25 protein-coding genes are annotated in these 20,785 nt (G+C 33.6%); 4 read left to right on the top strand and 21 right to left on the bottom strand.

What is annotated here, in order from left to right:
• Nucleotides 1-7: 7 nt before the first annotated feature.
• From AC0OM3_RS23720 to AC0OM3_RS23700, 5 genes are all read right to left on the bottom strand, one after another.
• Nucleotides 8-862: a MurR/RpiR family transcriptional regulator gene (locus tag AC0OM3_RS23720; protein ID WP_001113484.1), complete on the bottom strand. Its 855-nt coding sequence runs from the start codon at nt 860-862 to the stop codon at nt 8-10.
• 203 nt (nt 863-1,065) lie between these two features.
• Nucleotides 1,066-1,707: a two-component system response regulator CasR gene (casR, locus tag AC0OM3_RS23715; protein WP_000694627.1), complete on the bottom strand. Its 642-nt coding sequence runs from the start codon at nt 1,705-1,707 to the stop codon at nt 1,066-1,068.
• A 14-nt stretch (nt 1,708-1,721) separates the two neighbouring features.
• Nucleotides 1,722-2,840 carry a two-component system sensor histidine kinase CasK gene (casK, locus tag AC0OM3_RS23710; RefSeq protein ID WP_000007230.1) on the bottom strand — a complete coding sequence of 373 codons (1,119 nt, stop codon included), beginning with the start codon at nt 2,838-2,840 and terminating at the stop codon, nt 1,722-1,724.
• Nucleotides 2,841-2,998: 158 nt separating this feature from the next.
• Nucleotides 2,999-3,892 (bottom strand): mechanosensitive ion channel family protein, encoded by an 894-nt coding sequence (locus tag AC0OM3_RS23705; RefSeq protein ID WP_000055370.1) that lies wholly within the window; start codon nt 3,890-3,892, stop codon nt 2,999-3,001.
• A gap of 293 nt (nt 3,893-4,185) precedes the next feature.
• Complete coding sequence (locus tag AC0OM3_RS23700) at nt 4,186-4,623, bottom strand: Hsp20/alpha crystallin family protein (RefSeq protein ID WP_001245051.1); 438 nt, start codon at nt 4,621-4,623, stop codon at nt 4,186-4,188.
• Between the two features lie 225 nt (nt 4,624-4,848).
• Between AC0OM3_RS23700 and AC0OM3_RS23695 the strand changes: the two genes are divergently transcribed.
• Entirely contained in the window at nt 4,849-4,992 is a 144-nt protein-coding gene (locus tag AC0OM3_RS23695) for a hypothetical protein (protein ID WP_002163998.1), read from the top strand.
• Here AC0OM3_RS23695 and AC0OM3_RS23690 read toward each other — a convergent pair.
• The 10 genes from AC0OM3_RS23690 to asnB form a co-directional block, all read right to left on the bottom strand.
• Complete coding sequence (locus AC0OM3_RS23690) at nt 4,972-5,520, bottom strand: cysteine hydrolase family protein (RefSeq protein ID WP_000816794.1); 549 nt, start codon at nt 5,518-5,520, stop codon at nt 4,972-4,974. The two genes, AC0OM3_RS23695 and AC0OM3_RS23690, sit on opposite strands and share 21 nt — an antisense overlap.
• 114 nt (nt 5,521-5,634) lie before the next feature.
• On the bottom strand, nt 5,635-5,829 hold the full coding sequence (locus tag AC0OM3_RS23685) for a hypothetical protein (RefSeq protein WP_000136532.1): 195 nt from the start codon (nt 5,827-5,829) through the stop codon (nt 5,635-5,637).
• Between the two features lie 125 nt (nt 5,830-5,954).
• Entirely contained in the window at nt 5,955-6,443 is a 489-nt protein-coding gene (locus tag AC0OM3_RS23680) for a putative periplasmic lipoprotein (protein ID WP_000713492.1), read from the bottom strand.
• A 258-nt stretch (nt 6,444-6,701) separates the two neighbouring features.
• Nucleotides 6,702-7,349 carry a nitroreductase family protein gene (locus AC0OM3_RS23675; RefSeq protein ID WP_001105286.1) on the bottom strand — a complete coding sequence of 216 codons (648 nt, stop codon included), beginning with the start codon at nt 7,347-7,349 and terminating at the stop codon, nt 6,702-6,704.
• Between the two features lie 98 nt (nt 7,350-7,447).
• Nucleotides 7,448-8,323: a D-amino-acid transaminase gene (gene dat / locus AC0OM3_RS23670; protein ID WP_474213125.1), complete on the bottom strand. Its 876-nt coding sequence runs from the start codon at nt 8,321-8,323 to the stop codon at nt 7,448-7,450.
• A gap of 127 nt (nt 8,324-8,450) precedes the next feature.
• A complete protein-coding gene (locus tag AC0OM3_RS23665; RefSeq protein ID WP_474213124.1) occupies nt 8,451-9,413 on the bottom strand; it encodes an ABC transporter substrate-binding protein in 963 nt (320 codons plus the stop codon).
• A 239-nt stretch (nt 9,414-9,652) separates the two neighbouring features.
• A complete protein-coding gene (locus AC0OM3_RS23660; protein ID WP_000779898.1) occupies nt 9,653-10,624 on the bottom strand; it encodes an N-acetylmuramoyl-L-alanine amidase in 972 nt (323 codons plus the stop codon).
• Nucleotides 10,625-10,726: 102 nt separating this feature from the next.
• Nucleotides 10,727-11,056 carry a hypothetical protein gene (locus AC0OM3_RS23655; RefSeq protein ID WP_000200462.1) on the bottom strand — a complete coding sequence of 110 codons (330 nt, stop codon included), beginning with the start codon at nt 11,054-11,056 and terminating at the stop codon, nt 10,727-10,729.
• Nucleotides 11,057-11,107: 51 nt separating this feature from the next.
• On the bottom strand, nt 11,108-11,467 hold the full coding sequence (locus tag AC0OM3_RS23650) for a GNAT family N-acetyltransferase (protein WP_000627518.1): 360 nt from the start codon (nt 11,465-11,467) through the stop codon (nt 11,108-11,110).
• 93 nt (nt 11,468-11,560) lie between these two features.
• A complete protein-coding gene (gene asnB / locus AC0OM3_RS23645; protein WP_000333816.1) occupies nt 11,561-13,462 on the bottom strand; it encodes an asparagine synthase (glutamine-hydrolyzing) in 1,902 nt (633 codons plus the stop codon).
• A 221-nt stretch (nt 13,463-13,683) separates the two neighbouring features.
• Here asnB and AC0OM3_RS23640 point away from each other — a divergent pair, with 221 nt between their 5' ends.
• On the top strand, nt 13,684-14,145 hold the full coding sequence (locus AC0OM3_RS23640) for an Hsp20/alpha crystallin family protein (protein ID WP_474213123.1): 462 nt from the start codon (nt 13,684-13,686) through the stop codon (nt 14,143-14,145).
• A 34-nt stretch (nt 14,146-14,179) separates the two neighbouring features.
• Here AC0OM3_RS23640 and AC0OM3_RS23635 read toward each other — a convergent pair whose 3' ends face one another.
• Entirely contained in the window at nt 14,180-14,767 is a 588-nt protein-coding gene (locus AC0OM3_RS23635; protein ID WP_000833333.1) for an SCO family protein, read from the bottom strand.
• 335 nt (nt 14,768-15,102) lie between these two features.
• Between AC0OM3_RS23635 and AC0OM3_RS23630 the strand changes: the two genes are divergently transcribed.
• Complete coding sequence (locus AC0OM3_RS23630; protein ID WP_001129635.1) at nt 15,103-16,077, top strand: MBL fold metallo-hydrolase; 975 nt, start codon at nt 15,103-15,105, stop codon at nt 16,075-16,077.
• 287 nt (nt 16,078-16,364) lie between these two features.
• Here AC0OM3_RS23630 and AC0OM3_RS23625 read toward each other — a convergent pair whose 3' ends face one another.
• The 4 genes from AC0OM3_RS23625 to AC0OM3_RS23610 form a co-directional block, all read right to left on the bottom strand.
• The gene (locus AC0OM3_RS23625) at nt 16,365-17,207 is read right to left on the bottom strand and encodes a DegV family protein (RefSeq protein ID WP_001169470.1); all 843 of its coding nucleotides are present in this window, start codon (nt 17,205-17,207) and stop codon (nt 16,365-16,367) included.
• A 154-nt stretch (nt 17,208-17,361) separates the two neighbouring features.
• Complete coding sequence (locus AC0OM3_RS23620) at nt 17,362-17,613, bottom strand: DUF2535 family protein (RefSeq protein ID WP_000629011.1); 252 nt, start codon at nt 17,611-17,613, stop codon at nt 17,362-17,364.
• 340 nt (nt 17,614-17,953) lie between these two features.
• The gene (gene tatC / locus AC0OM3_RS23615; protein ID WP_000390118.1) at nt 17,954-18,697 is read right to left on the bottom strand and encodes a twin-arginine translocase subunit TatC; all 744 of its coding nucleotides are present in this window, start codon (nt 18,695-18,697) and stop codon (nt 17,954-17,956) included.
• Nucleotides 18,698-18,739: 42 nt separating this feature from the next.
• Complete coding sequence (locus AC0OM3_RS23610; protein ID WP_000492443.1) at nt 18,740-18,925, bottom strand: twin-arginine translocase TatA/TatE family subunit; 186 nt, start codon at nt 18,923-18,925, stop codon at nt 18,740-18,742.
• A 360-nt stretch (nt 18,926-19,285) separates the two neighbouring features.
• Between AC0OM3_RS23610 and trhA the strand changes: the two genes are divergently transcribed.
• Entirely contained in the window at nt 19,286-19,942 is a 657-nt protein-coding gene (gene trhA / locus AC0OM3_RS23605) for a PAQR family membrane homeostasis protein TrhA (protein WP_002163996.1), read from the top strand.
• A 41-nt stretch (nt 19,943-19,983) separates the two neighbouring features.
• Here trhA and AC0OM3_RS23600 read toward each other — a convergent pair whose 3' ends face one another.
• Complete coding sequence (locus AC0OM3_RS23600) at nt 19,984-20,703, bottom strand: lysophospholipid acyltransferase family protein (protein WP_000616574.1); 720 nt, start codon at nt 20,701-20,703, stop codon at nt 19,984-19,986.
• Nucleotides 20,704-20,785: the final 82 nt, after the last annotated feature.

The following is a 20,785-nucleotide window of genomic DNA, read 5'->3' as shown; positions in this document are numbered from 1 at the left end:
AGCTTTTTTATATTCGCTTCATCGAAATCGTTTCACGTATACTTTGTAAATTTTTTAGAGTTTCCTCTTGTCGCTGCAACGACAACCCTACATACAAAGTATCTAATAAGCTTAACTGTGCTAATCTGGATGAACTTGCTTCTGTGCGGAATTCAGTCTCACGTGTTGATGTATATAACGTTATATCAGCAAGTTGACTTAATGCTGATTTCTTATAGCTCGTAATCGCAATAATTTTGGCCCCTCTTGCTTTCGCTACTTCTAATGCTTCAAGTAATCCTTTATTGCTACCAGAATGAGAAATACCAATAACAACTGAGTTTTTTGAGAGTAAACCTGCTCCCATAATTTGAAAATGCGAATCAGTATGAGCGATACAAGAAATACCCGTTCTCATAAACTTATGATACGCATCCATTGCAATAATACCAGAGCCACCATTTCCATAAAACTCAATTCGACTTGCTTCTTGCAAGGCTCGTACAGCCTGCTCAAGTGCCGTTTCATTTAGCAAATGTAAAGTATCTTGCAGTCCTGTAATATGCGAATGAAAAACTTTTTTAGCAACAGTTACCATACTATCTTCTGCTGATACCTCTTCATGAATATTTTGCATCGGTGTATGTACAATTTCACGAGCTAATGTAATCTTTAAATCTTGAAAACCTTGCAAACCAAGGTGTTTACATAAGCGGAATATCGTAGCTTCGGAACTACTCGTAACTTCAGCTAATTCTGTAATAGATTTATGTACAACATCTTGTGGATGTTTCAAAATATGTTCGGCAATACTTCGCAATTTCGGTGATAAACCATTTAACGAAGCCTGAATCTTTCCAATCCCACTTCTTGTATCAGGCATAGCATATCCTCCCCTTCCATCGTAGCTTTATCCTGTAAAAACCGATTAGTTAAACTAATCATCAGTGGGGATGGTCCCCCACTGATTAGAGTTTCACTTTATTGTACCTAATTATTGAAAGAAGAAAAACCTATATTAGGGATTACTATAAATTTAATTGCTCCTATGTATTCTGTCATACGATATAATAGAATTATTCATACTTATGAATAATTCTCCCCATGTTTAACTGCGTATAATGCGGCTTGCGTACGATCGTCCACTTCCAATTTAGCTAAAACGTTTGAAACGTGTGTTTTCACAGTTTGTTCTGTAATATAAAGTTCTGCTGCAATCTCCTTGTTGCTTCTTCCTTTCGCAATTTCGCGAAGTACCTCTTGCTCTCTTTTCGTTAACATTGAAAAAGGATTTTCTATTTCCTTCTTTACTGCGGAACGCCCTATTAATGCAGGTGTTACTTTCGGGTGAAAATTCGCATTTCCTTGATATACTGCAATAATAGAAGCGACAAGTTGTTCAGGTTGTACTTCTTTTAATTGATAACCATCTGCTCCAGCTTCAAGTGCTGGTATAACATAATCTTGCTCTGAAAAACTACTTAATATAAGTACCTTTATCGTCTCATCGTATTGCTTTAGACGTTTTGTTGCCTCAATTCCATCCATTTTCGGCATCGATACATCCATTAGTACGACATCCGGTTTTTCTTTTTGCACGAAATGTAATGCCTCTTCGCCATTTTCCGCTTCCCCAATAATTTCAAATTCTTCTCTCGTTTTCAAAAAGAATACAAGTCCTCTTCGAACGATATGATGATCCTCAACTAGTAGCAGTTTAATCTTCAACCTTATTCTCCCCTTCAAATCGGCAATTGAATTTCTATTTTTGTACCCTTTTTCAGCTCTGTTGTAATTTGAAACGATCCCTTCATTAACTGAATACGTTCCTTCATACTTTTCAGACCAAGTGCTGATTCCCTTACTTGTTCTTGTATAAATCCTATTCCATTGTCTTCTATGTAAAAATGTAACTGGTTATTTTCTATTTTTAAAAGAACATGTACCTTTTCACACGAAGCATGCTTTTTACAATTATGTAACGCCTCTTGGCTAATACGCCATAAAACTTCTTCTATTTCATCCCCAATTAAAACCATCCCATCAATTCGAACTTCCACTTGAACTCCTAATAACTTCCCGTAATTTTGAATTGCTTCTGCTAATCCTTTCTCTAATCCTTCAGGTCTTAATTGCCAAATTAATAGCGTCATCTCTTGTAATGCTTCTTGTGATAATTCTCCAATATAACTTAACATCTCTTGCAATTCTCTATCTTGCGTCATATTCAGAGTACCTTTCGCTGTTAGCATAATAGAAAATAACAATTGTTTTACTGAATCATGTAAATCACGTGCAAGTCGATTTCTTTCCGCTACCACTACATATTTACGTTCTTTCTCAACTAATTGAATACGTTGTATTGTCGTTCCAATTTGAAATGCAATTGATTCTAATAACGCTAACTCTTCCTCTGAAAAATGAGTCTTGTGAGGTGCAGCCACATTTAGTAGACCGAATTTTTCCAATCCAGACCTAAGCGGAATTGTCGCATGATGTGTAACATCTTCTGTCTCTCCCCAATTACATTCAATTGCATCTTCTATTCGCTTACATTCAATAATATTAGTCGCTTTTTCCAATCTCCCATTCACAAAACGTTCTACACACCAACAGTTTCCTTCACACATCGGCTTCTTCTCTTGCCACGTAAGAGCCTCTGGTAAATTTTCGTCTACAAGCATGCTGTGCTTTCCATTTTCATCAATAAAGAATATCCACCCTGTTTGTAAATTCATAACTTGTAACAATGTATGCAACACTTTTTCTAACATATCCTGTAAGTTTGTTGCTTCATTTAATAATTCAGCAATTTCTTTTAATGCTTCTAAACGATGCATCTCTTTTTCTTCAAAGCTCATTCTCATCACCAACTACAATTATAACATTAAGAAATTTCTAAATTCTATAAATAAAAAAAGAACCGAATTCCTTCAGCCCTTTCTTTATATCAATCATTTTATTATTGTTATTCTATCCAATGTTGGAAGCAAAATTTTTGTTAACAAATGATTCTACTTTAGCTGTCCGATAAAGATTGTCCACCATGGATATGCTGTAAGCCTTCAGTAGTAACAACCATATTCGCTGCTGGCATTTGCACTTGATTTTTATGGAACATAGACATTAATTCAAATCTTACTTGTCTAGAAGTTTCAAAATAATCTTCTGGCTTTATTAAACCTGTAATACAAAATTCATACCCAACATATTTCAAGTTAGGATTTAAGTCTGTAACACCGACGTATTTAAATGGTTCAACAGCCTCATCCTCTACTCTATAAAGAGTTTGATTCAATTTTTCATTGCATATAACACATACTTCTTCTAATAATTCCTTCACTCTTGTTGGATCTTCCTGATAACTTACCGTGATGCGTTCAATTACACGCATCCATCCTTTATTAAAATTTTGTATCGTTCTAATCTCTCCGTGCGGGATGGTAAGTAGTTTTCCTGACCATTCACGAATTTGCATAAAACGAATACTAATCTCTTCAATAGTTCCTGAATTTGTTCCGTTAAAAGTTACAAAATCACCAACCCGAAACTCTTTGTCCGCTAATCTTGCAAAGCCTAATATAACATCTTTTAGCATCTGTTGTGCAGCAAAACCGATGACAACTCCAGCTATCCCTGCACCTGCAATAATACTTTTTATATCTACAAATTGGCTAATTAAATATATGATAAGACTGATGATAATGATATATCTAAAAATAGATCGAATTACACTTTGAATCGTCTGCTCTACCTCTTCATCAAAAAAGCTTGATTTCCTAAAAAACCAATCAATAATACGGTTTATTACAAAAGAAATAATGATTAAAACTAAAGCAAATAGTAAAAATCTTAAAAGTAAAAACTCTCTTACATAATTAAAAAATTCTTCAGTATGCGTTAATAAGCTCATTTAACCACTTCCTTACTAATTAAAAAATTCGTAATCGCCTAAGTTTGTTCTAGAAAAATCTATTATCCTAATCTTAAATGCCACTACCCTTACTATGTATTTTGACTCTATTACTAATTCACTTTAAACAGTATGTCTAGGTGTTCTTTTTCCTTTCCCTTTAAATATACCCTTTTTAATAATCTAAAGGGAGCTAATAGTGATTTTTTTAATATTACAACTTTATTCTACTCATTAAGATTTCAATTAATTTATTAACTAAGTACAAAAAAGAGCTGAAATCATCAGCTCTTTTATTCGATGTTAATTGTTGTCTTACTGTTTTTTTCTTCTTTCAATTTTGGTAATTCTATTGTCAGTACGCCATCTTTATAATTTGCTCTAACATTTTCTGCCTCAACTTGTTTAAAACTAAAGCGTCGAGTTACAGAACCTATAGAACGTTCTTTACGAATATATGTGCCATTCTCATTTTTTTCTTCTACTTCATTATGGTTAGTTGCTTGAATCGTTAATACATCTTGTTCAAAATCAACTTGAATGTTTTCTTTTTGAAAACCTGGTAAATCTGCTTTCACAGTATATTTATCAGATTGCTCATGAACATCTACTTTAAAAGTATCCATGTTCAGTGGCTTAAAGAAAGCATCTGTCATCCCTTCTAATAAAGAAGGCCCAAAATCAAAAATACCATTTTGACGTTTTGTTATCTCTGGAAATAAATTACGCATATTTTTTCCTCCTTATTATTTATGAATGAAAGATTATCTCTTTCTGCCTTTATTATAACACTTGGTCAAAAAAGGTCAAAGATTTTGTTTGACCTTTTTTGATGTATATTTTACCAAATAACACAAATAAGTTATATGTCATCTCTCCCCTTATAAAGAGGAATATATTTACATAATAACGAATAGTTTATTTGCTCTTATTTTTTCTTACGGAGGTTACATACAATGGGATATATTGAAGAACTTAGAAAAGTTGTCGGATCAAGACCACTCAATTTATTAGGCGTTGCGGTAGCTGTTTTCAATGAACAAGGACAAATAAAAGAGACCTTTTTAAAGGCCTTTTTTTTATTTCACTTCTGCATGTAAACAAGATTTAAAATGTCCAAGTGCAAATTCATGTCCTTGCGCATTAAAAGATGCAACTGCCTTTTCATAAACAACAATTTTAAACCCTTTATTATACGCATCTACTGCTGTATGAAGAACACAAATATCAGTACATACCCCTACAAGATGAACCTCTTCAATTCCTCTTTCTCTTAGCTTCATCTCTAAATCCGTTCCAGCAAATGCACTATACCGTGTTTTATCCATGTAATATACATTCTCTGCATTTTTATATGTTTCGTACACATCTTGTAATTCACCAAACAAATCTCTTCCACTTGTACCAGCTATATTATGAGACGGGAATAACTTTGATTCTGGATGATATACATCATTTTCTTCATGTTTATCAATAGCAAAGACAACGTAATCTCCATTTTCAATATATTGCTTCGTTATATGTACAATTTCCTTCTCAATTTCCTGTCCTGGTTTTCCGCAAGTTAAAGCACCTTTTTTCGCTACAAAATCATATGTATAATCAATATTAATAAGAGCTCGTTTCATAACCACCATCTCTCCTTCTTCTGTTTCACAGTAAACAATAGAAAATTTGTTATTACGACATCATGTGTACTATTCGACATTTTAAATGAAATACCTACATTTTTCTTCTGAAACTTACCTTAGTCCGAGTTTATCATATAATAGATAAACAATGGTAAAACAAATAGCTCCTATTAACAAGTCATGAATTTGATAATTGAGCGTAGCTTGAATCATCTCTTGTATCGTAAACCAAATTACTGCCATCATTAGGCTAATCAAAATGATACGAATACACCGATTCACATCTTCAACCTCTTTCTCTGTCATAGTAGTAACAAGTGATTACTTCCTATTTAATCGTATTAGAAAATGAAATAAGTTATTCACTCTTGCACACTCTAGTCCAAACAAAAAAGCACACTACTTTTTGAGTAATGTACTTTTTATTCATATTAAGACGCTGGTTTTGTCTCAAATGTTGCTTGATTAAAACTAATAACCTTTCCTTTCGGGTCATTGTTTTCATACTGAACTGCAGTAATTGTATGACTACCTGTTTCCAGCGTTTTTTCTTTTAACTGCACTGTTGTCTGCGTTGTACTAGTTACTTGATGTTTATCCGTATACATTTGATCTACAAATACGAATGTTTCTTTATCACTTTGAAAATTAGAAAGTTCTAATTCAACTTGCTGAATTAACGTATCCTTTTTGATGAATACAGTCGGTATATTGCCGTTTTCTGAAGTACCATCTGGAGTAATAACTTTTACTTTCCCTTCTCCAATTGACATTGCTCCTTCAGGAAATTCAACCATATTCTCATCACTTGCGTTTACAACTTGTTCTTCCTGTTTTGATTGCGCGTCCTCTTTTTCCTGTGGAGCACCGCAACCAACTAATAACAATACAGACAATCCAGTGATTATGAATTTTTTCAAAATTCATCCCCCCTGTAACTTCATTATAATTTATTATACAAAAATAACTTTTAAATTTTGAGACTACTTTCAACACTTTCATGAACAAATAGAATCTTGCTCACGATTAATGTATCATACTTTCCTTAATAGAACATTAATTTTTTTTATGAAATAAATAGTAATTTCCTCTTATCTATCATTTTAGCCCAACATATGAATTACATACCCTCAAAAATAAAAAGACATTGTTAGTTCAATGTCTTTTCTATACAGCAATTAAAAAACAAACGTTGTAATCTCATCTACTTCTTTTCTTGGAAGTTTCTTCGGTTTATCTTTCGGAAATCCGAGTGAAATAACCATATTTATTTGTTTTTCAAGCTCAATTTGTAAATATTGGCGCAGTTCATCTTGAGCTAGCAATACTGGCCCTGTCATTGGACAAGTACCAAGCCCCTTTGCATGTGCAGCTAACATTAAGTTTTGTGCCGCTAAACAACTACTCTTAATGCCTTCTTCTTCCCAAACTGAATTTGGAACAAAAGCAATTGGATCAAATATCTTTTCACGGAACTTTGATTCATATGGTGTTGCCAAACATACGATTAATACTGGTGCCTCCGAGAAAGCTGTTGCATATGGTCCGAAAGAACGTGTAAGTAATTTCCCTGCTTTCTCTTCTCCATTTTCTGCTGCTTTTGCCGCAAGTTTATGTAATGCATCCCATGTCATTTGTTCAATTTCTTTAATCTTCTCTCGATTCATGATAACTAAGAATTCCCACGTTTGTGAATTGGTATCACTCGGTGCGTAACGAGCACAATCAATTATTTCTTTTATATCATTAGTAGATACTTCTTGATCTGTAAACTTTCTAACACTTCGTCTTCCGTGAATTACTTCTTTAAAATCTTCATAATTCATATATTAAATCCCCTTTTTACAGCGTTTTCAAAACTTGTCCTATGCTTGAATTATATCATGAAAAAAAGCCGGAAGAATACCAGCTTTTTTCTTCATGATTAATTTGTCAATTTAAACAAACGAATACTCTCTTCGTATGCAGCTTGTAGTTTTTTCGTAATTGGTCCTCTTTCACCAGCCTCGAACTGTTCATCACCAATTTGAACGACTGGGAATATTTCAAGTGGCGTCGCTGTAAAGAAGCACTCCTCAGCGTCATATACTTCTTGTAATGAAAACTCTCGTTCCTCTACATCGATATGTAACTCTTTCGCTAATGTAATTACGTAGTGACGTGTAATACCATGTAAAATGAAATGATCCGCTGGATGTGTAATTAACTTATTATTCTTCACGATAAAGAAATTGGAATGACATCCTTCAGTCACAATACCATCTCGTACTAATATTGCTTCTTGATAACCTTGTTCATTTATTTTGTTTTTGATCATGATATTAGGAAGCAAATTTAAAGATTTTATATGGCAAAACTTCCACCTGATGTCCTCTTCTACTGTCACCTTAATCCCTGCCTCCATTGAAGCAACTGGTCTTGGGAACGAAACAAGATTTGCAAAATATGTCGGTTGTAAATCTGATTCATATACATGATTGCGCGGTTGTGCACCTCTTGATATTTGTAAATATACATTCCCATCTTCTTGAAATTGATTTTTTTCAATCATTTGATATAACTCTTCTACTAATTCTTCCTTCGTAAATGGTGGAATTAGTTTTATTTCTGCCATAGAGTTAAAGAATCTTTTCAAATGTAAATCTAATAAATGAGGCTTGCCGTCGTATAGTCTAAATACTTCATAAATCCCATCACCAAATTGGAAGCCTCGCTCTTCTAATGCGACCATCGGCTGTTCTTCCTTCGTATTAATCATTCTCCCATTAAACAAGATCCAATCTTTATGAGTAGCTTTCATTCTTCCCCACTCCTTTATCACATGATTGATTTTATTGTACAACTTATGACAACCTGAAAGAAGGAATTTTCTGTATTTTCACAAACAAAAAAATACATCACTTCGTAAAAGTGATGTATTTTATCATTTATTTAAGGAAATATTTTTCAATATCATCTAACATAAGGTTCGCAGCTTTAATACCGCCTGCTGTATTCCAGATTACCTCGTCTACTTGGAATACTTTATTATTTTTAGAAGCCTGTAGTTGCTTAAAGAGTGGATCTTCTATCCATTCCTTTGCTAACGAATTTCCTTCATTATTCTTATCTGCATCTTTATCAGACGTGAAATAGAATAAGTAGTCTCCGTCCATATTTGGAATTTGCTCTTTTGTAATTCCTTTTATCGCAAAATCATCTTTATCTTGTAATGGTGGTCGTTTAAATCCAATATCATTTAAAACAACGCCCGAGAATGAGTTTTTTTGATAAATACGAACGTCACCTGGTACGAAACGAATAATAGAAACTTTAGAATTCAAATTATCGCCTAACTTCTCTTTCATTCCTTCAATACGTTTTTTATAATCATCAAGAGCTTTCTGCCCTTCTTTTTCTTTATTTACAGCTTTTGTATAAAGTGTAAAGTTTTTTTTCCAATCACCGCGTAATGTTTCTGCATAAACAGTTGGTGCGATTTCTTTTAGCTGATCATATATTTTTTCATGACGCATTTTATTTCCGATAATTAAATCTGGCTTAAGCTTCATTACAGCCTCTAAATTAATATCACGTTCAGTTCCTACAACTTCCGTGTTTTTTAACTCTTTCGCTATATGAGGATACCATTCATCACCAGCACGTGGTTTCGTAGTCCCCACTGGCGTTACGCCCACAGCTAGGAGAGCCTCTGCGCCTTCATTTGTTAAAACAACAACTTTTTTAGGTGTACCATTTACTATCGTTTCACCCATTGCATGCTTTATCGTATATGAATCTTTTGCTTTCGCTGATATATTATTTTCTTTTTTCTCTTCTTTACTACATCCTGCAATTACAACCATGAGTATCGTAATGCAGAACATAATTAGTTTTTTAGTATGTATCATATGTCCTCCCTAGATGAAATCGATTATCATTAACAATTAAAGATTAATGGATGTTACATACATTGTCAATGTATATCAGAAAACTTTTTTAATATATACTATTTAGATTCTATCCGCTTTTCTAATGTTTCTTTTTAAAACATAGTGCATAAGTATGAAAATAAATGTTGTTATTAAAATGCGTATTCTTGTTATACATAACAAGAATACGCATCCATATTGCATTATCATTTTAATTCCTAATATTGAGTATATTTAATATATGCTGGGTCATTATATACCCACTGATTTCCACCAAGGTTTAACCAACCATTTTCATTTATATATACTAAATAAGATTCTGGAGAATTTAATTTGCGGATAACTGCAGATGTAGTTGATGGACCACTTCTTAAATTTACATTCATCCCTTGTATATATGCAACCCCAATCGGGCTTCCATCACTGTTGCTTGTCTTTACAAAATTAATGTAAGAAGGATCATTATACACCCATTGTCCATTCCCCAAATCTAGCCATCCGTTACTTTCCTGATATACAACGTAAGATTCTGGAGAATTTAATTGACGAATAACTGAGGAAGAAGTTGATGGACCATTTCTTAAATTTACATTTTTCCCAAGAATATAAGCGATTCCCTTCGTTTGAGGTGTCGGTTGTGGATTTGGATCTACTCCAAAAATAGCTGCTATTCCATTTGCATACGCTTGACTTAGATCTTCAATAAATTGTGGATTTTTTAATAAATTTGCATCAAACGCTGTATCAATAAAAGCAGTCTCAGTTAAAATTGCATCCATTGTGGTTTCTCTTAATACCGCATAATTTTCTTTTTTTGCTCCTCGATCACGAAGACCGTATTTTGTTAATACAGGATTGACAGCTGTATGCATTTTTTGTTGCTTTGCATATGCAGTGCTGGTATTGGATAACGCATTATAAATATAACTTTCAAAACCTGTACCCCCGCCGCTATTAATATGAAATGAAATAAAATAATCCGCACTGAAAGCATTAGCAATATTAGCACGTTCCGATAAAGAAATAAACACATCACTATCACGTGTCATTTTAATTGTAATTGGGTAATTTACCGTTAAAATGTCTCGAACGCGTCTAGCAATTTGAAGTGTTAAGTTTTTTTCTACTAAACCATTACCAACAGCACCAGAATCATATCCACCGTGCCCTGCGTCTATAACAAGTTTCATTTTATTGCCCCGCCCCTTTCTTGTAATATGTTTGCATTTCTACTCGTCCTATTTTATGTGAAATGTACAAGTTCTGTTACAATTGCAAATAAAAAAACCGCCTTATGTAAGGCGGTTTCTATCATCTTGCTTTAACCAATTTAAAATAAATATATACGATTGATAGTGAACATAACGTATGCAAAATAAAATAAATAAAAGTGCTATTCCAACACCACTATAAAGTAAACCGAACTTTAAAAAAACATTTAAAAGTGGTGGAAAGTTCATTAGATTTTGTAATGTACTAAGCATACAAAACATAATGAAAAAGACAGAGACGTATTGTAATTCATACGGCTTTTTTTTCTTACTCATTCTTTTCCGAATGATTATATGACATAATTCTGCTACTATAAAGCACCCTCCAATTAATACAAGACCAGAAGTCATCGTCATACATCCACCTGCCTTATGTTTATTGTATCGCATAAATAATCATCGTTATATTTTCTTTACATACTCTTCATCTTCTGAAGCAAAACCAAAACTCTCTATGAAAGACTTCGCCTTTTCTGTTAATTTCTCTTGTAGCACTTTTATTTCTTTCACATTTCTTTGTTTCATCATTTCTTCAAATGTAAAATACGTATTTGTACCATAACCGTAACCTTGGTAATCAAAATGAATAATTAGCTGTGATAAAACAGCCTGTTCCTCTTGTACACTATAATCTATTACACCAATATATGTATCATCAACTTTTACACAGTACTGTACCTTTTTCTCACCTAAACTATGCGATTTAAACATTTCTTTAACAACGCTTTCATTTTCTACAGTAACTTTCTCAAACGTAATCATATGTTGTCCATCCTTTTACTATTATTGTATCAATAATACTTCCTATTTATGAAAAAAACCTTAAGACCGTATGCGATCTTAAGGTTTTTCTATTTAAACTAAGCTATACGCACGTTTTGTTTCTTCATGGAACTTATTCGTATCGTATTTATGCTCAACATAAATTTGGTGCCATACCATAAACGCAAGTACAGTCCAAATTTTACGGCTATAATCGCCTTTATCTGCACAATGTGCTTCCAGTAAGTTTAATACATACTGTTTGTCGATTAAATGCTCTGTCTTACTTTCGTTTATAATATTTATAGCCCAATCATGCATTTCGTCTTTTAACCAGTGACGAATTGGTACTGGGAATCCAAGTTTTTTACGATCTAATACGTGATCTGGAACGATTCCGCGTGCTGCTTCACGTAAAATAGCTTTCGTAGTTCCGTTAGCAATCTTAAATTCAGTTGGAATTTTAGATGCAACATCGAATACTTCTTTATCTAAGAACGGTACACGAAGTTCTAATGAGTTTGCCATTGTCATTTTATCAGCTTTTAATAAAATGTCACCGCGTAACCATGTGAACATGTCAATGTACTGCATTTTACTTACATCATCATAATCTTTAATCTCATTATACAATGGTTTCGTGATATCCATATAGTTAACACTTTCATTGTAATACTTCATTAATTCAGCTTTTTCTTCTTCACGGAAGATTTTAGCATTCCCATAGTAACGCTCTTCAATTGGTGTACATCCACGCTCTAGGAAGCTCTTACCTTTAAACCCTTCTTTAAGAGCACCACTTAATGCTTTTAGAACGCTCTTACCTGGGCTAGGAATGTAAGAGAACATTTTTAGTGAGTTTGGCTCACGGTAAATGTTATAACCACCAAATAGCTCGTCTGCGCCTTCACCTGAAAGAACAACTGTTACATGTTTACGTGCTTCTTTCGCAACGAAGTACAATGGTACAGCTGCTGGATCAGCTAAAGGATCATCCATATGCCAAATGATTTTTGGGAACTCATCCATAAATTCTTTCGCTGAAATGAATACGTTATGGTTTTTAACGCCTAATTTCTCAGCAGTTTCTTTCGCAACATCAACTTCACTGAAACCACGTTGCTCAAAACCAACAGAGAATGTTAAAAGATTTGGATTCATTTCTCTTGCGATAGAAGCGATGATAGATGAATCGATACCACCAGATAAGAATGAACCTACTGGTACATCACTACGCATATGCACTTTTACTGAATCATATAACACATCACGAATCGCTTGGATATGCTCCTCTTTCGTTGCACTTGAAGCATTGAAATAAGGTTTCCAGTAGCGATGGATTTCCATCTCTTTACCGATTTCTTTTACGAAATAATGACCAGGCTCGATTTTATTAACATCAATTGTTAACGTTTCTGGCTCTGGACCATATTGGTACGTAAAGTAATGTTGTAGTGACGTTGGATTAACGCCTTTATCTTCCATCACATGCATAATACTTTTCTTCTCAGATGCGAAGAATGTAGTATCACCTTGTTGTGCGATGTATAAAGGTTTAATACCGAAGTGGTCACGTGCACCGAAAAGTTTCTTTTCTTCACGATCCCAAATCATAAATGCAAACATACCACGAAGGTAGTCTACACATTTTTCTTTCATATGTGCATACAATGCAATGATAACTTCTGTATCAGATTGCGTTGCAAACGTTGCACCTTTTTCAAGTAACATTTCACGTAATTCTACATAGTTGTAAATTTCACCATTAAAAATAATTACATATCGATCATTTTCATAAGTTAGCGGCTGATGTCCTGCCTCTAAGTCAATGATACTTAAACGGCGGAAGCCAAATTGTACATGTTCATCACGAAAATATCCTTCGTCATCTGGACCACGGTGGAAAATCATCGTGTTCATATTTTCAAATTGATGTTTTTCTGTTTCTGAAAACTCTCTAGGGTTTTCACATAAACATCCTACAAAACCACACATACTTCTTACCCTCTTTCAGTTTTCATTCTGTCTCTATACTACTATATCAACCCTATTTATACTAGCATAATCAACTGAATATGGCGACCAAAAACTATAAAAAAATCACTCCATTTCACATTTTTAACAATTTTTTATGAAAACATGAAAACTAGGCACTCACCTTTCTCCGCTTTTGTCATATGATATTGCAAATTGATTTCTAGGAGGGAATACCATGAGTGAAGAAAAAAAAAGATTCTTCTCGCCCACCGGTTCGTAATTACTTAAAGCAAATTGATGATTTCTTCGAGCAAACACCTCTTCGCAATGTAATCGCTGATTTAAATCATTTTTTCCAAAAAGGAAACCGTTTATTAACATTCCCTGTAGATTTATATGAAGTTGGTGAAGAACTCGTTGTTACAGCTGAACTACCAGGTATACAAAAAGAACAAATTCAAATTGAAATACAAAGTGAATACTTAAAAGTCTCTGTAAAAGAAGAGATACTTGAAGAGGAAGAAGAACAAACATCCCATAACTATTATCGCCGAGAACGTTCCATTTCAGAAGCATCAAGATTGATTAAGTTACCGTATTCAATTAATAAAAAAGCGGCAAAAGCTTCTTATCAAAACGGCGTATTAGAAATTCGAGCGCCGAAACTTCCCCAGCAACATGACATTTTATCCATAGACTAATGCAAAAAAATAAGGGTGCTATGCACCCTTATTTTTAATCCACTAATCGCTTCATATCACGTATAATGTCTTCATATGGCGTATTACTAATGCCACTATACTTTTTCATTACTTTTCCGTTTTGATCAATTAAATAAAATGATGTACCATGTATGACCTGACCGTTCTCCGGCTTATCTACAAGTGATTGGAAATTATCTTTTGAAAACTTTGTAATATCTTCTAACGAATAACCTGTTAATAAATTCCAGTTACTAGTATCCTCTGTAAACTTCTGAATAAAAGCTTTCAGATTTTCTGGCTTATCAAGGTCTGGATCTACACTAAATGAAACAAACTGAACGTCTAATTTCTCTTCTTTTGCCATCTTTTGCAGCTTGGCCATATTTGCAGTCATTGGCGGACAAACTGTCTGACAATTTGTGAACATAAAATCTGCAACCCAAACTTTCCCTTTTAAATCTTTTGTACCGAATTGCTTTCCATCTTGATTTGTAAATTGGAAAGTTTCTAAATCCCAATTTAATGGTTTACGAAGCTTTGAACCTGATTCACTACATCCGGCAAGTACAAAGAGACAAAATACAACCATAAGACCAATTATTTTTTGATAACGCTTCATTTATAAACCTCTTTTCTCTATCCTAAATTTAAATAGGTTATGTTTATAATAACAAAAGTTAACACTACGAGAAAATTGTTTACTACATTTGTTCACGAAATCGTACGATTTTACGCATGTTACTTCTTTATTTCAAGCGAATTACTAGACAAAATATATTTTTTTACTATTATTTCTCTAAATAGAATTGATAAAACTAATTTTATTGTTACTTTTGTAAATACCTCTCCCTATTTTTTAACAATTCCTTAAACATTAATCCATGTTTTACACTGTATTCCTTAACAACATTTCGGTACAATACAAATACAACGATTTTAAATGAGGTGATGTTTATGGCAAAGCGCTATGAAAATATGGATAATGTTAGTACAAAAAAATCAATTCGCTCTTTTTTACGCTGGCGTAAAGAACGAAAGCAAAACAAAAAAGATTTTTCTTTCTTAGTAGAACAATCACCCGTTAAACAAAGTGCATTTTTGCAAAGCAATGTTGAAAAAACGACTGTCACATGGATTGGGCATTCCACTTTTCTTATTCAAACGAATGGACTTAATATATTAACAGATCCAGTATGGGCTAATAAATTAAAGCTAGTTCCAAGACTTACCGAACCTGGACTCTCTATAGAAGAACTACCTAAAATTGATATTGTCCTTATTTCACATGGTCATTATGATCATTTAGATTTTTCAACTCTTCGTCAGTTGAATGATGATGTTCTATATCTTGTACCTATTGGATTAAAAAAATTATTTACTCGTAAGAAATTTAAACATGTAGAAGAGTATAAATGGTGGGAAAGTACGATAATTAACGAAGTTTCTTTTCACTTCGTACCTGCTCAGCACTGGACAAGAAGATTCTTATTTGATATGAATACGTCTCACTGGGGCGGATGGATTATTGATAATGAAACGAATATGGAAACCATATATTTTTGTGGCGACAGTGGCTATTTCCAAGGTTTCAAAGAAATTGGTGAACGCTTTTTAATTGATATTGCTCTTATGCCCATTGGCGCTTATGAACCAGAATGGTTTATGAAAGTATCTCATGTTTCACCTGAAGAGGCCGTGCAAGCTTATTTAGATTTAAACGCTACGCATTTTATACCGATGCATTACGGAGCTTTTGCACTCGCCGATGAAACACCCCGCGAGGCAATAACTAGACTTCGAAATAATTGGAATTTGCGCATGTTACCATGGGAACAACTGCATGTACTCTTTTTAGGCCAAACTTTTATTTATAGTAACGCAACAAATGATAAGCAAATAAACGAAAAAATTGAAACTTTACATGTGTAACGTAATGACTGATTTTCTATATCCAACATATAATATAGAAAATCCTATAGTGAAGGCAAATAATCAAGCTTTTACGGGCAGCCCGCTACCTTACCTCTTTGCTCCAGCTAATTTTGAGGTAGAGAGTTTTATTGTCCGCAAATAGCGGGATAAAGGGTGTTTTCTATGAATGAATATTTACAGACTCGCTATATCATTAGCGGTAGTGCCTGTGTAGCTCTTCTTATTTCTTACTTTCTATTTACATAAAAAAGCTACTTGAAATATATTTTCAAGTAGCTTTTTTATTACTCTGCTAAATACATAAATCCGATTGCGCCCGGACCTGTATGAGTACTAATAATAGGCGTTGTATAGAAAATTTCTGATTGAGCAAATCCACTCACTTTTTCAACCGCCGCTTTCATACTTTCAGCTAAAGGAATTGCTTTCGCATGCGGAATTGCAACAGCTTTTACAACTTTTCCAGCCGTATCTTGCTCAAATAACTTAGCTAATGTTTTTACAATTTGGCCTTGGCTACGAACTTTCGTTACAGGATTATAAACACCGTCTTCAAGACTAGCAATTGGCTTTATATTAAGTAGCGAACCGATAAACGCTTTTCCTTTACCGATACGTCCACCCTTCACTAAGTTTTCTAATGTATCCACTACTACATATAAACGAGTATTCTTTCTTACTTCATCTACACGTTTTAAAATTTCTTCTAGTGAGCGTCCGTCATTTGCCATTTTTGCAGCTTCAATTACTTGATATGCTAAAGCATGTGTAATAAATTGAGAATCAACAACTGTTACTTTTGTATCGGTCATTGATGCAGCGCTATTTGCAGTTGCTACAGTACCGCTCATTCCACTTGTCATATGGATAGAAAGGACTTCGCTTCCATCTTCCCCTAGCTTGTCATACATTTCTACAAATGTACCCATAGCTGGTTGTGATGTTTTTGGTAATTCCTCTGATTTAATCATTTCTTCAATAAATTCGTCAGGTTGTAAATCAACGCGATCTAAATATGTTTGTCCATTTACAGAGATTGATAATGGTAAAACATGAATGTCATATTTTTCGATTACGTCTTGTGATAAATCTGCCGTTGAATCTGTTACAATTTTAATTTTTTGCATACTATACTTCTTCCCTTTCCAATACGCTCTCCTTGTTATTATACTAGTATTCCCATTGCTTTCAACAATTTGGAACGAAATTTCATCAAATTAATTATATTTTCATACCTAAAATGAAAAAGACAGAGTTTACTAACCCTGTCCGTACTTCGTATCATGCATTTTTTTCAAGGGTATTTGTTTTATATACATTTAAATAATCATTCCACTTCAAACATTTTTGTAAATATTCACGGAAAGAATATGAAAATCTTGGGTGTTTTTGTTTTTGAATTTTTGCAATAAATAATTGAAGACGAGACTGAATTAGAAACGATAATGGATGCTGTGCCTGTAGGACAGGGATTTCAAATATTTTAATACAATCCCCTGTTGAATGAGTGAAATAAAAACTTTTCGTAATCACAATATCAATCCTCTTTTTCATTGGATTTTTGAACTTCTACTTTACGCTTGTAACACGTTGTTTAAAGTGGCGACTCCCATGAATACAAAAGTATCCTTAGACAATCTCTGTAGTCCTTATGGTTAGAAGATTTATACTCTATTCATCTCCACCTAATCCATCCCTCATCCTAAATTTCTAATAAGACGAGGACTCGTTATCCGTATATTGCTTAATATATTTAGTATAAACTTATAAAAGCGCAAAGTTTGTCTAAATTTTGGAGATTCTATATTTTTTTTCTTCTCTATATTGTATACGTTTATAGCTAGAGTATAACAAATAAATAAAAAAAGTGCCTTTATAACGAGGCACTTTTCGACTGAATTTCTTCTTCTCTTTTCTTTTTTCGCTTACTAACAATCTTTGATAAAGCAATACTAATTTCATAAATACAAATAAGCGGTACCGCAACTAAACTATGAGATAAAAAATCTGGCGGTGATATACACGACGCAATGATAATCAATGCTACGTAAGCATACCTTCTTATTTTTATTAGAAGTTCCGCCGTCAATAGTCCAATACTCGTTAAAAACATTACTACTACAGGCAATTCAAAAATTACAGCAAATGGAACTGTTAAATTAAGAACAAAATGAAAATACTTTTCTGTCGTAAACATCGTATTAAACATTTCATTACCTATCGTAGTTAAAAAATGAAATAAAAACGGCATTACAACGAAATATCCAAAGCATAAACCTGCAATAAATAATATAGACAATACCGGTATATACATTATTGTCAACTTTTGTTCATTTGGATGTAAACCTGGTTTTACAAATAACCAAATTTGTATAGCAGCAAAAGGAATTGTACAAACGATAGCAAATACTGTAGCAATCGAGAAAAAAATCCACAATACATCACTTGGACCGAGAACAGTTAATTTCATTGGTAAATCTTTTACAAGCCAAAAATAAATATCCTTTGTAAAAGTAAATCCAATAATTAAAAATAGTACAAAGGATAACACCGTATATATTACTCTTTTTCGAAGCTCAACAATATGTTCTACTACGCTCATTTCCCGATCTTCCATCTCGTTCACCACACTTTATTTATCCATTACAAGGAAAATACACTACATTTTTTCTTTCTTTTCCTTTTCTTGAAATGCGTCATCTGTCAATTCTTTCGTTGATTTTTTGAACTCTTTTAACGTTTCCCCTAAAGCCTTCCCGATTTCCGGCAATTTTTTAGGTCCAAATAAAATGAGTACTGCTACTAAAATTAAAATTAACCCTGGAAAGCCAATATTTGAAAACATTTCCCCATCCCCTTTATTAGTAGTTTCCTTGTCCTACTATTACATAATTTTATTTTGTCAAAAAAGTTTGAAAACGTCAACAAATCCATTGTCTTTTGTCAAAAAAATTCAAAAATATAATCAATTATACAAATTTCATTTTCTATTGCTCTTGTGTATGATATGGTAAGGGAAATGACATATTATTTTATCCCGCTTTAACGGGCAGTAAGAACCACCACCTCAAAATTCAATGCAAGCCAAGAAGTTACGTGGGGGCTCAACTGCCCGTAAAAGCCCGATTGGTTCAACTAATAATCAGTGGGGGATGCCCCCCACTGATTAAAGTTTCACTTTATGATAGTAGAAAGGATTTGCATTATGACTGAAAAAATGACACGAATGACCCAATTTGTAAAAGAAGAAATTGCAAATGCAATTACACATGGTATCGGTGCCATTTTAAGCATCCCTGCCTTAATCATATTGATTATTCATGCTTCAAAGCATGGTACCGCATCAGCTGTAGTTGCATTTACTGTTTATGGTGTAAGCATGTTCTTACTGTACTTGTTTTCAACGTTGCTACATAGCATTCATCATCCTAGAGTAGAAAAAGTATTTACTATTTTAGATCATTCAGCCATTTACTTATTAATTGCTGGCACGTATACTCCTTTTCTACTTATTACACTTCGTGGGCCATTAGGATGGACGTTGCTTGCTATTATATGGACACTTGCAATCGGAGGTATCATCTTCAAAATTTTCTTTGTACGTCGCTTTATAAAGGCATCAACTTTATGTTACATCATTATGGGCTGGCTCATAATCGTTGCCATTAAACCACTTTATGAAAATCTAACTGGACATGGTTTTTCACTACTTTTAGCAGGAGGAATTTTATATTCTGTCGGAGCTATATTCTTCCTTTGGGAAAAGCTACCTTTCAACCATGCCATATGGCATCTTTTCGTTTTAGGTGGTAGTGCGATGATGTTCTTCTGTGTACTCTTTTATGTCTTACCTACAGCATAATAAAAAAGGTTTCAGCTTACTATAAGCTGAAACCTTTTTTATTACTTATGTAATTGTGATGCGATAACTTCCTGTGTATGCTTCGTTAATTCTTTAATATCCATATTCGCATAATCTTCAGGTGTAATCGGCTTAGAAATTGTTACTATTGCATGAGCTGGCTTCATACGATTTCCATTCGCTTCAAACATCTTATATGTACCATCTAACGTTACAGGTAAAATTGCTACACCTGACTTTACTGCAAGATGGAAACTACCAGCCTTAAACTCTCCAACTTCCCCACCCTTACTTCTCGTTCCTTCTGGGAAAATTACGATAGAATGTCCATTCTTTAATAGTTCGATTCCATCTTTAATTGCTTTAAGAGATTGACGACGATCGCTACGATCCATAAATACACAATTCATCAGTTCCATCCAAGTTGGTACAACTGGGAACTTTTTAATCTCTGCTTTTGACACGAATCCAATTGGTTTATTTAAATAACCTAGTAAAACAGGGATATCCATATTACTTTGGTGATTACTTACAACTAGTACCGGCTTGTCTTTCGGAACATTTTCAAGTCCTTTAACTTCTACTGTCCCTCCAGCTACACGTACCATTTTCTTACCAAACCAATTTGTCGTTTTGTACACAGCATTATCTTTTTCTTTTGGCGCCATCATATTTACTTGTCTTTTAAGACGCCACATTCTTGGTGTAATCGCAATTACAATTAAAATTAAATAAAAGATTTTAAAAAACGTTTGAATCATACAGAACCCCCACCTATTATCATTCCGACCTTCATTATACTAGACAAACGAAGGAAAAAGAAGAAAAAAAGTCCAAACAGCA

This window comes from Bacillus sp. FAU20 (assembly GCF_056033865.1).
This window is presented reverse-complemented; position numbering and strand designations above follow the sequence as displayed.

Bases quoted from the DNA above. Each gene is read 5' to 3' on its own strand.
- AC0OM3_RS23720 (WP_001113484.1), bottom strand. From the start codon at position 862: ATGCCTGATACAAGAAGTGGGATTGGAAAGATTCAGGCTTCGTTAAAT.
- casK (WP_000007230.1), bottom strand. From the start codon at position 2,840: ATGAGCTTTGAAGAAAAAGAGATGCATCGTTTAGAAGCATTAAAAGAA.
- AC0OM3_RS23705 (WP_000055370.1), bottom strand. From the start codon at position 3,892: ATGAGCTTATTAACGCATACTGAAGAATTTTTTAATTATGTAAGAGAG.
- AC0OM3_RS23700 (WP_001245051.1), bottom strand. From the start codon at position 4,623: ATGCGTAATTTATTTCCAGAGATAACAAAACGTCAAAATGGTATTTTT.
- AC0OM3_RS23695 (WP_002163998.1), top strand. From the start codon at position 4,849: ATGGGATATATTGAAGAACTTAGAAAAGTTGTCGGATCAAGACCACTC.
- AC0OM3_RS23690 (WP_000816794.1), bottom strand. From the start codon at position 5,520: ATGAAACGAGCTCTTATTAATATTGATTATACATATGATTTTGTAGCG.
- AC0OM3_RS23685 (WP_000136532.1), bottom strand. From the start codon at position 5,829: ATGACAGAGAAAGAGGTTGAAGATGTGAATCGGTGTATTCGTATCATT.
- AC0OM3_RS23675 (WP_001105286.1), bottom strand. From the start codon at position 7,349: ATGAATTATGAAGATTTTAAAGAAGTAATTCACGGAAGACGAAGTGTT.
- dat (WP_474213125.1), bottom strand. From the start codon at position 8,323: ATGAAAGCTACTCATAAAGATTGGATCTTGTTTAATGGGAGAATGATT.
- AC0OM3_RS23665 (WP_474213124.1), bottom strand. From the start codon at position 9,413: ATGATACATACTAAAAAACTAATTATGTTCTGCATTACGATACTCATG.
- AC0OM3_RS23660 (WP_000779898.1), bottom strand. From the start codon at position 10,624: ATGAAACTTGTTATAGACGCAGGGCACGGTGGATATGATTCTGGTGCT.
- AC0OM3_RS23655 (WP_000200462.1), bottom strand. From the start codon at position 11,056: ATGACTTCTGGTCTTGTATTAATTGGAGGGTGCTTTATAGTAGCAGAA.
- AC0OM3_RS23650 (WP_000627518.1), bottom strand. From the start codon at position 11,467: ATGATTACGTTTGAGAAAGTTACTGTAGAAAATGAAAGCGTTGTTAAA.
- asnB (WP_000333816.1), bottom strand. From the start codon at position 13,462: ATGTGTGGTTTTGTAGGATGTTTATGTGAAAACCCTAGAGAGTTTTCA.
- AC0OM3_RS23635 (WP_000833333.1), bottom strand. From the start codon at position 14,767: ATGAAGCGTTATCAAAAAATAATTGGTCTTATGGTTGTATTTTGTCTC.
- AC0OM3_RS23630 (WP_001129635.1), top strand. From the start codon at position 15,103: ATGGCAAAGCGCTATGAAAATATGGATAATGTTAGTACAAAAAAATCA.
- AC0OM3_RS23625 (WP_001169470.1), bottom strand. From the start codon at position 17,207: ATGCAAAAAATTAAAATTGTAACAGATTCAACGGCAGATTTATCACAA.
- tatC (WP_000390118.1), bottom strand. From the start codon at position 18,697: ATGGAAGATCGGGAAATGAGCGTAGTAGAACATATTGTTGAGCTTCGA.
- AC0OM3_RS23610 (WP_000492443.1), bottom strand. From the start codon at position 18,925: ATGTTTTCAAATATTGGCTTTCCAGGGTTAATTTTAATTTTAGTAGCA.
- trhA (WP_002163996.1), top strand. From the start codon at position 19,286: ATGACTGAAAAAATGACACGAATGACCCAATTTGTAAAAGAAGAAATT.
- AC0OM3_RS23600 (WP_000616574.1), bottom strand. From the start codon at position 20,703: ATGATTCAAACGTTTTTTAAAATCTTTTATTTAATTTTAATTGTAATT.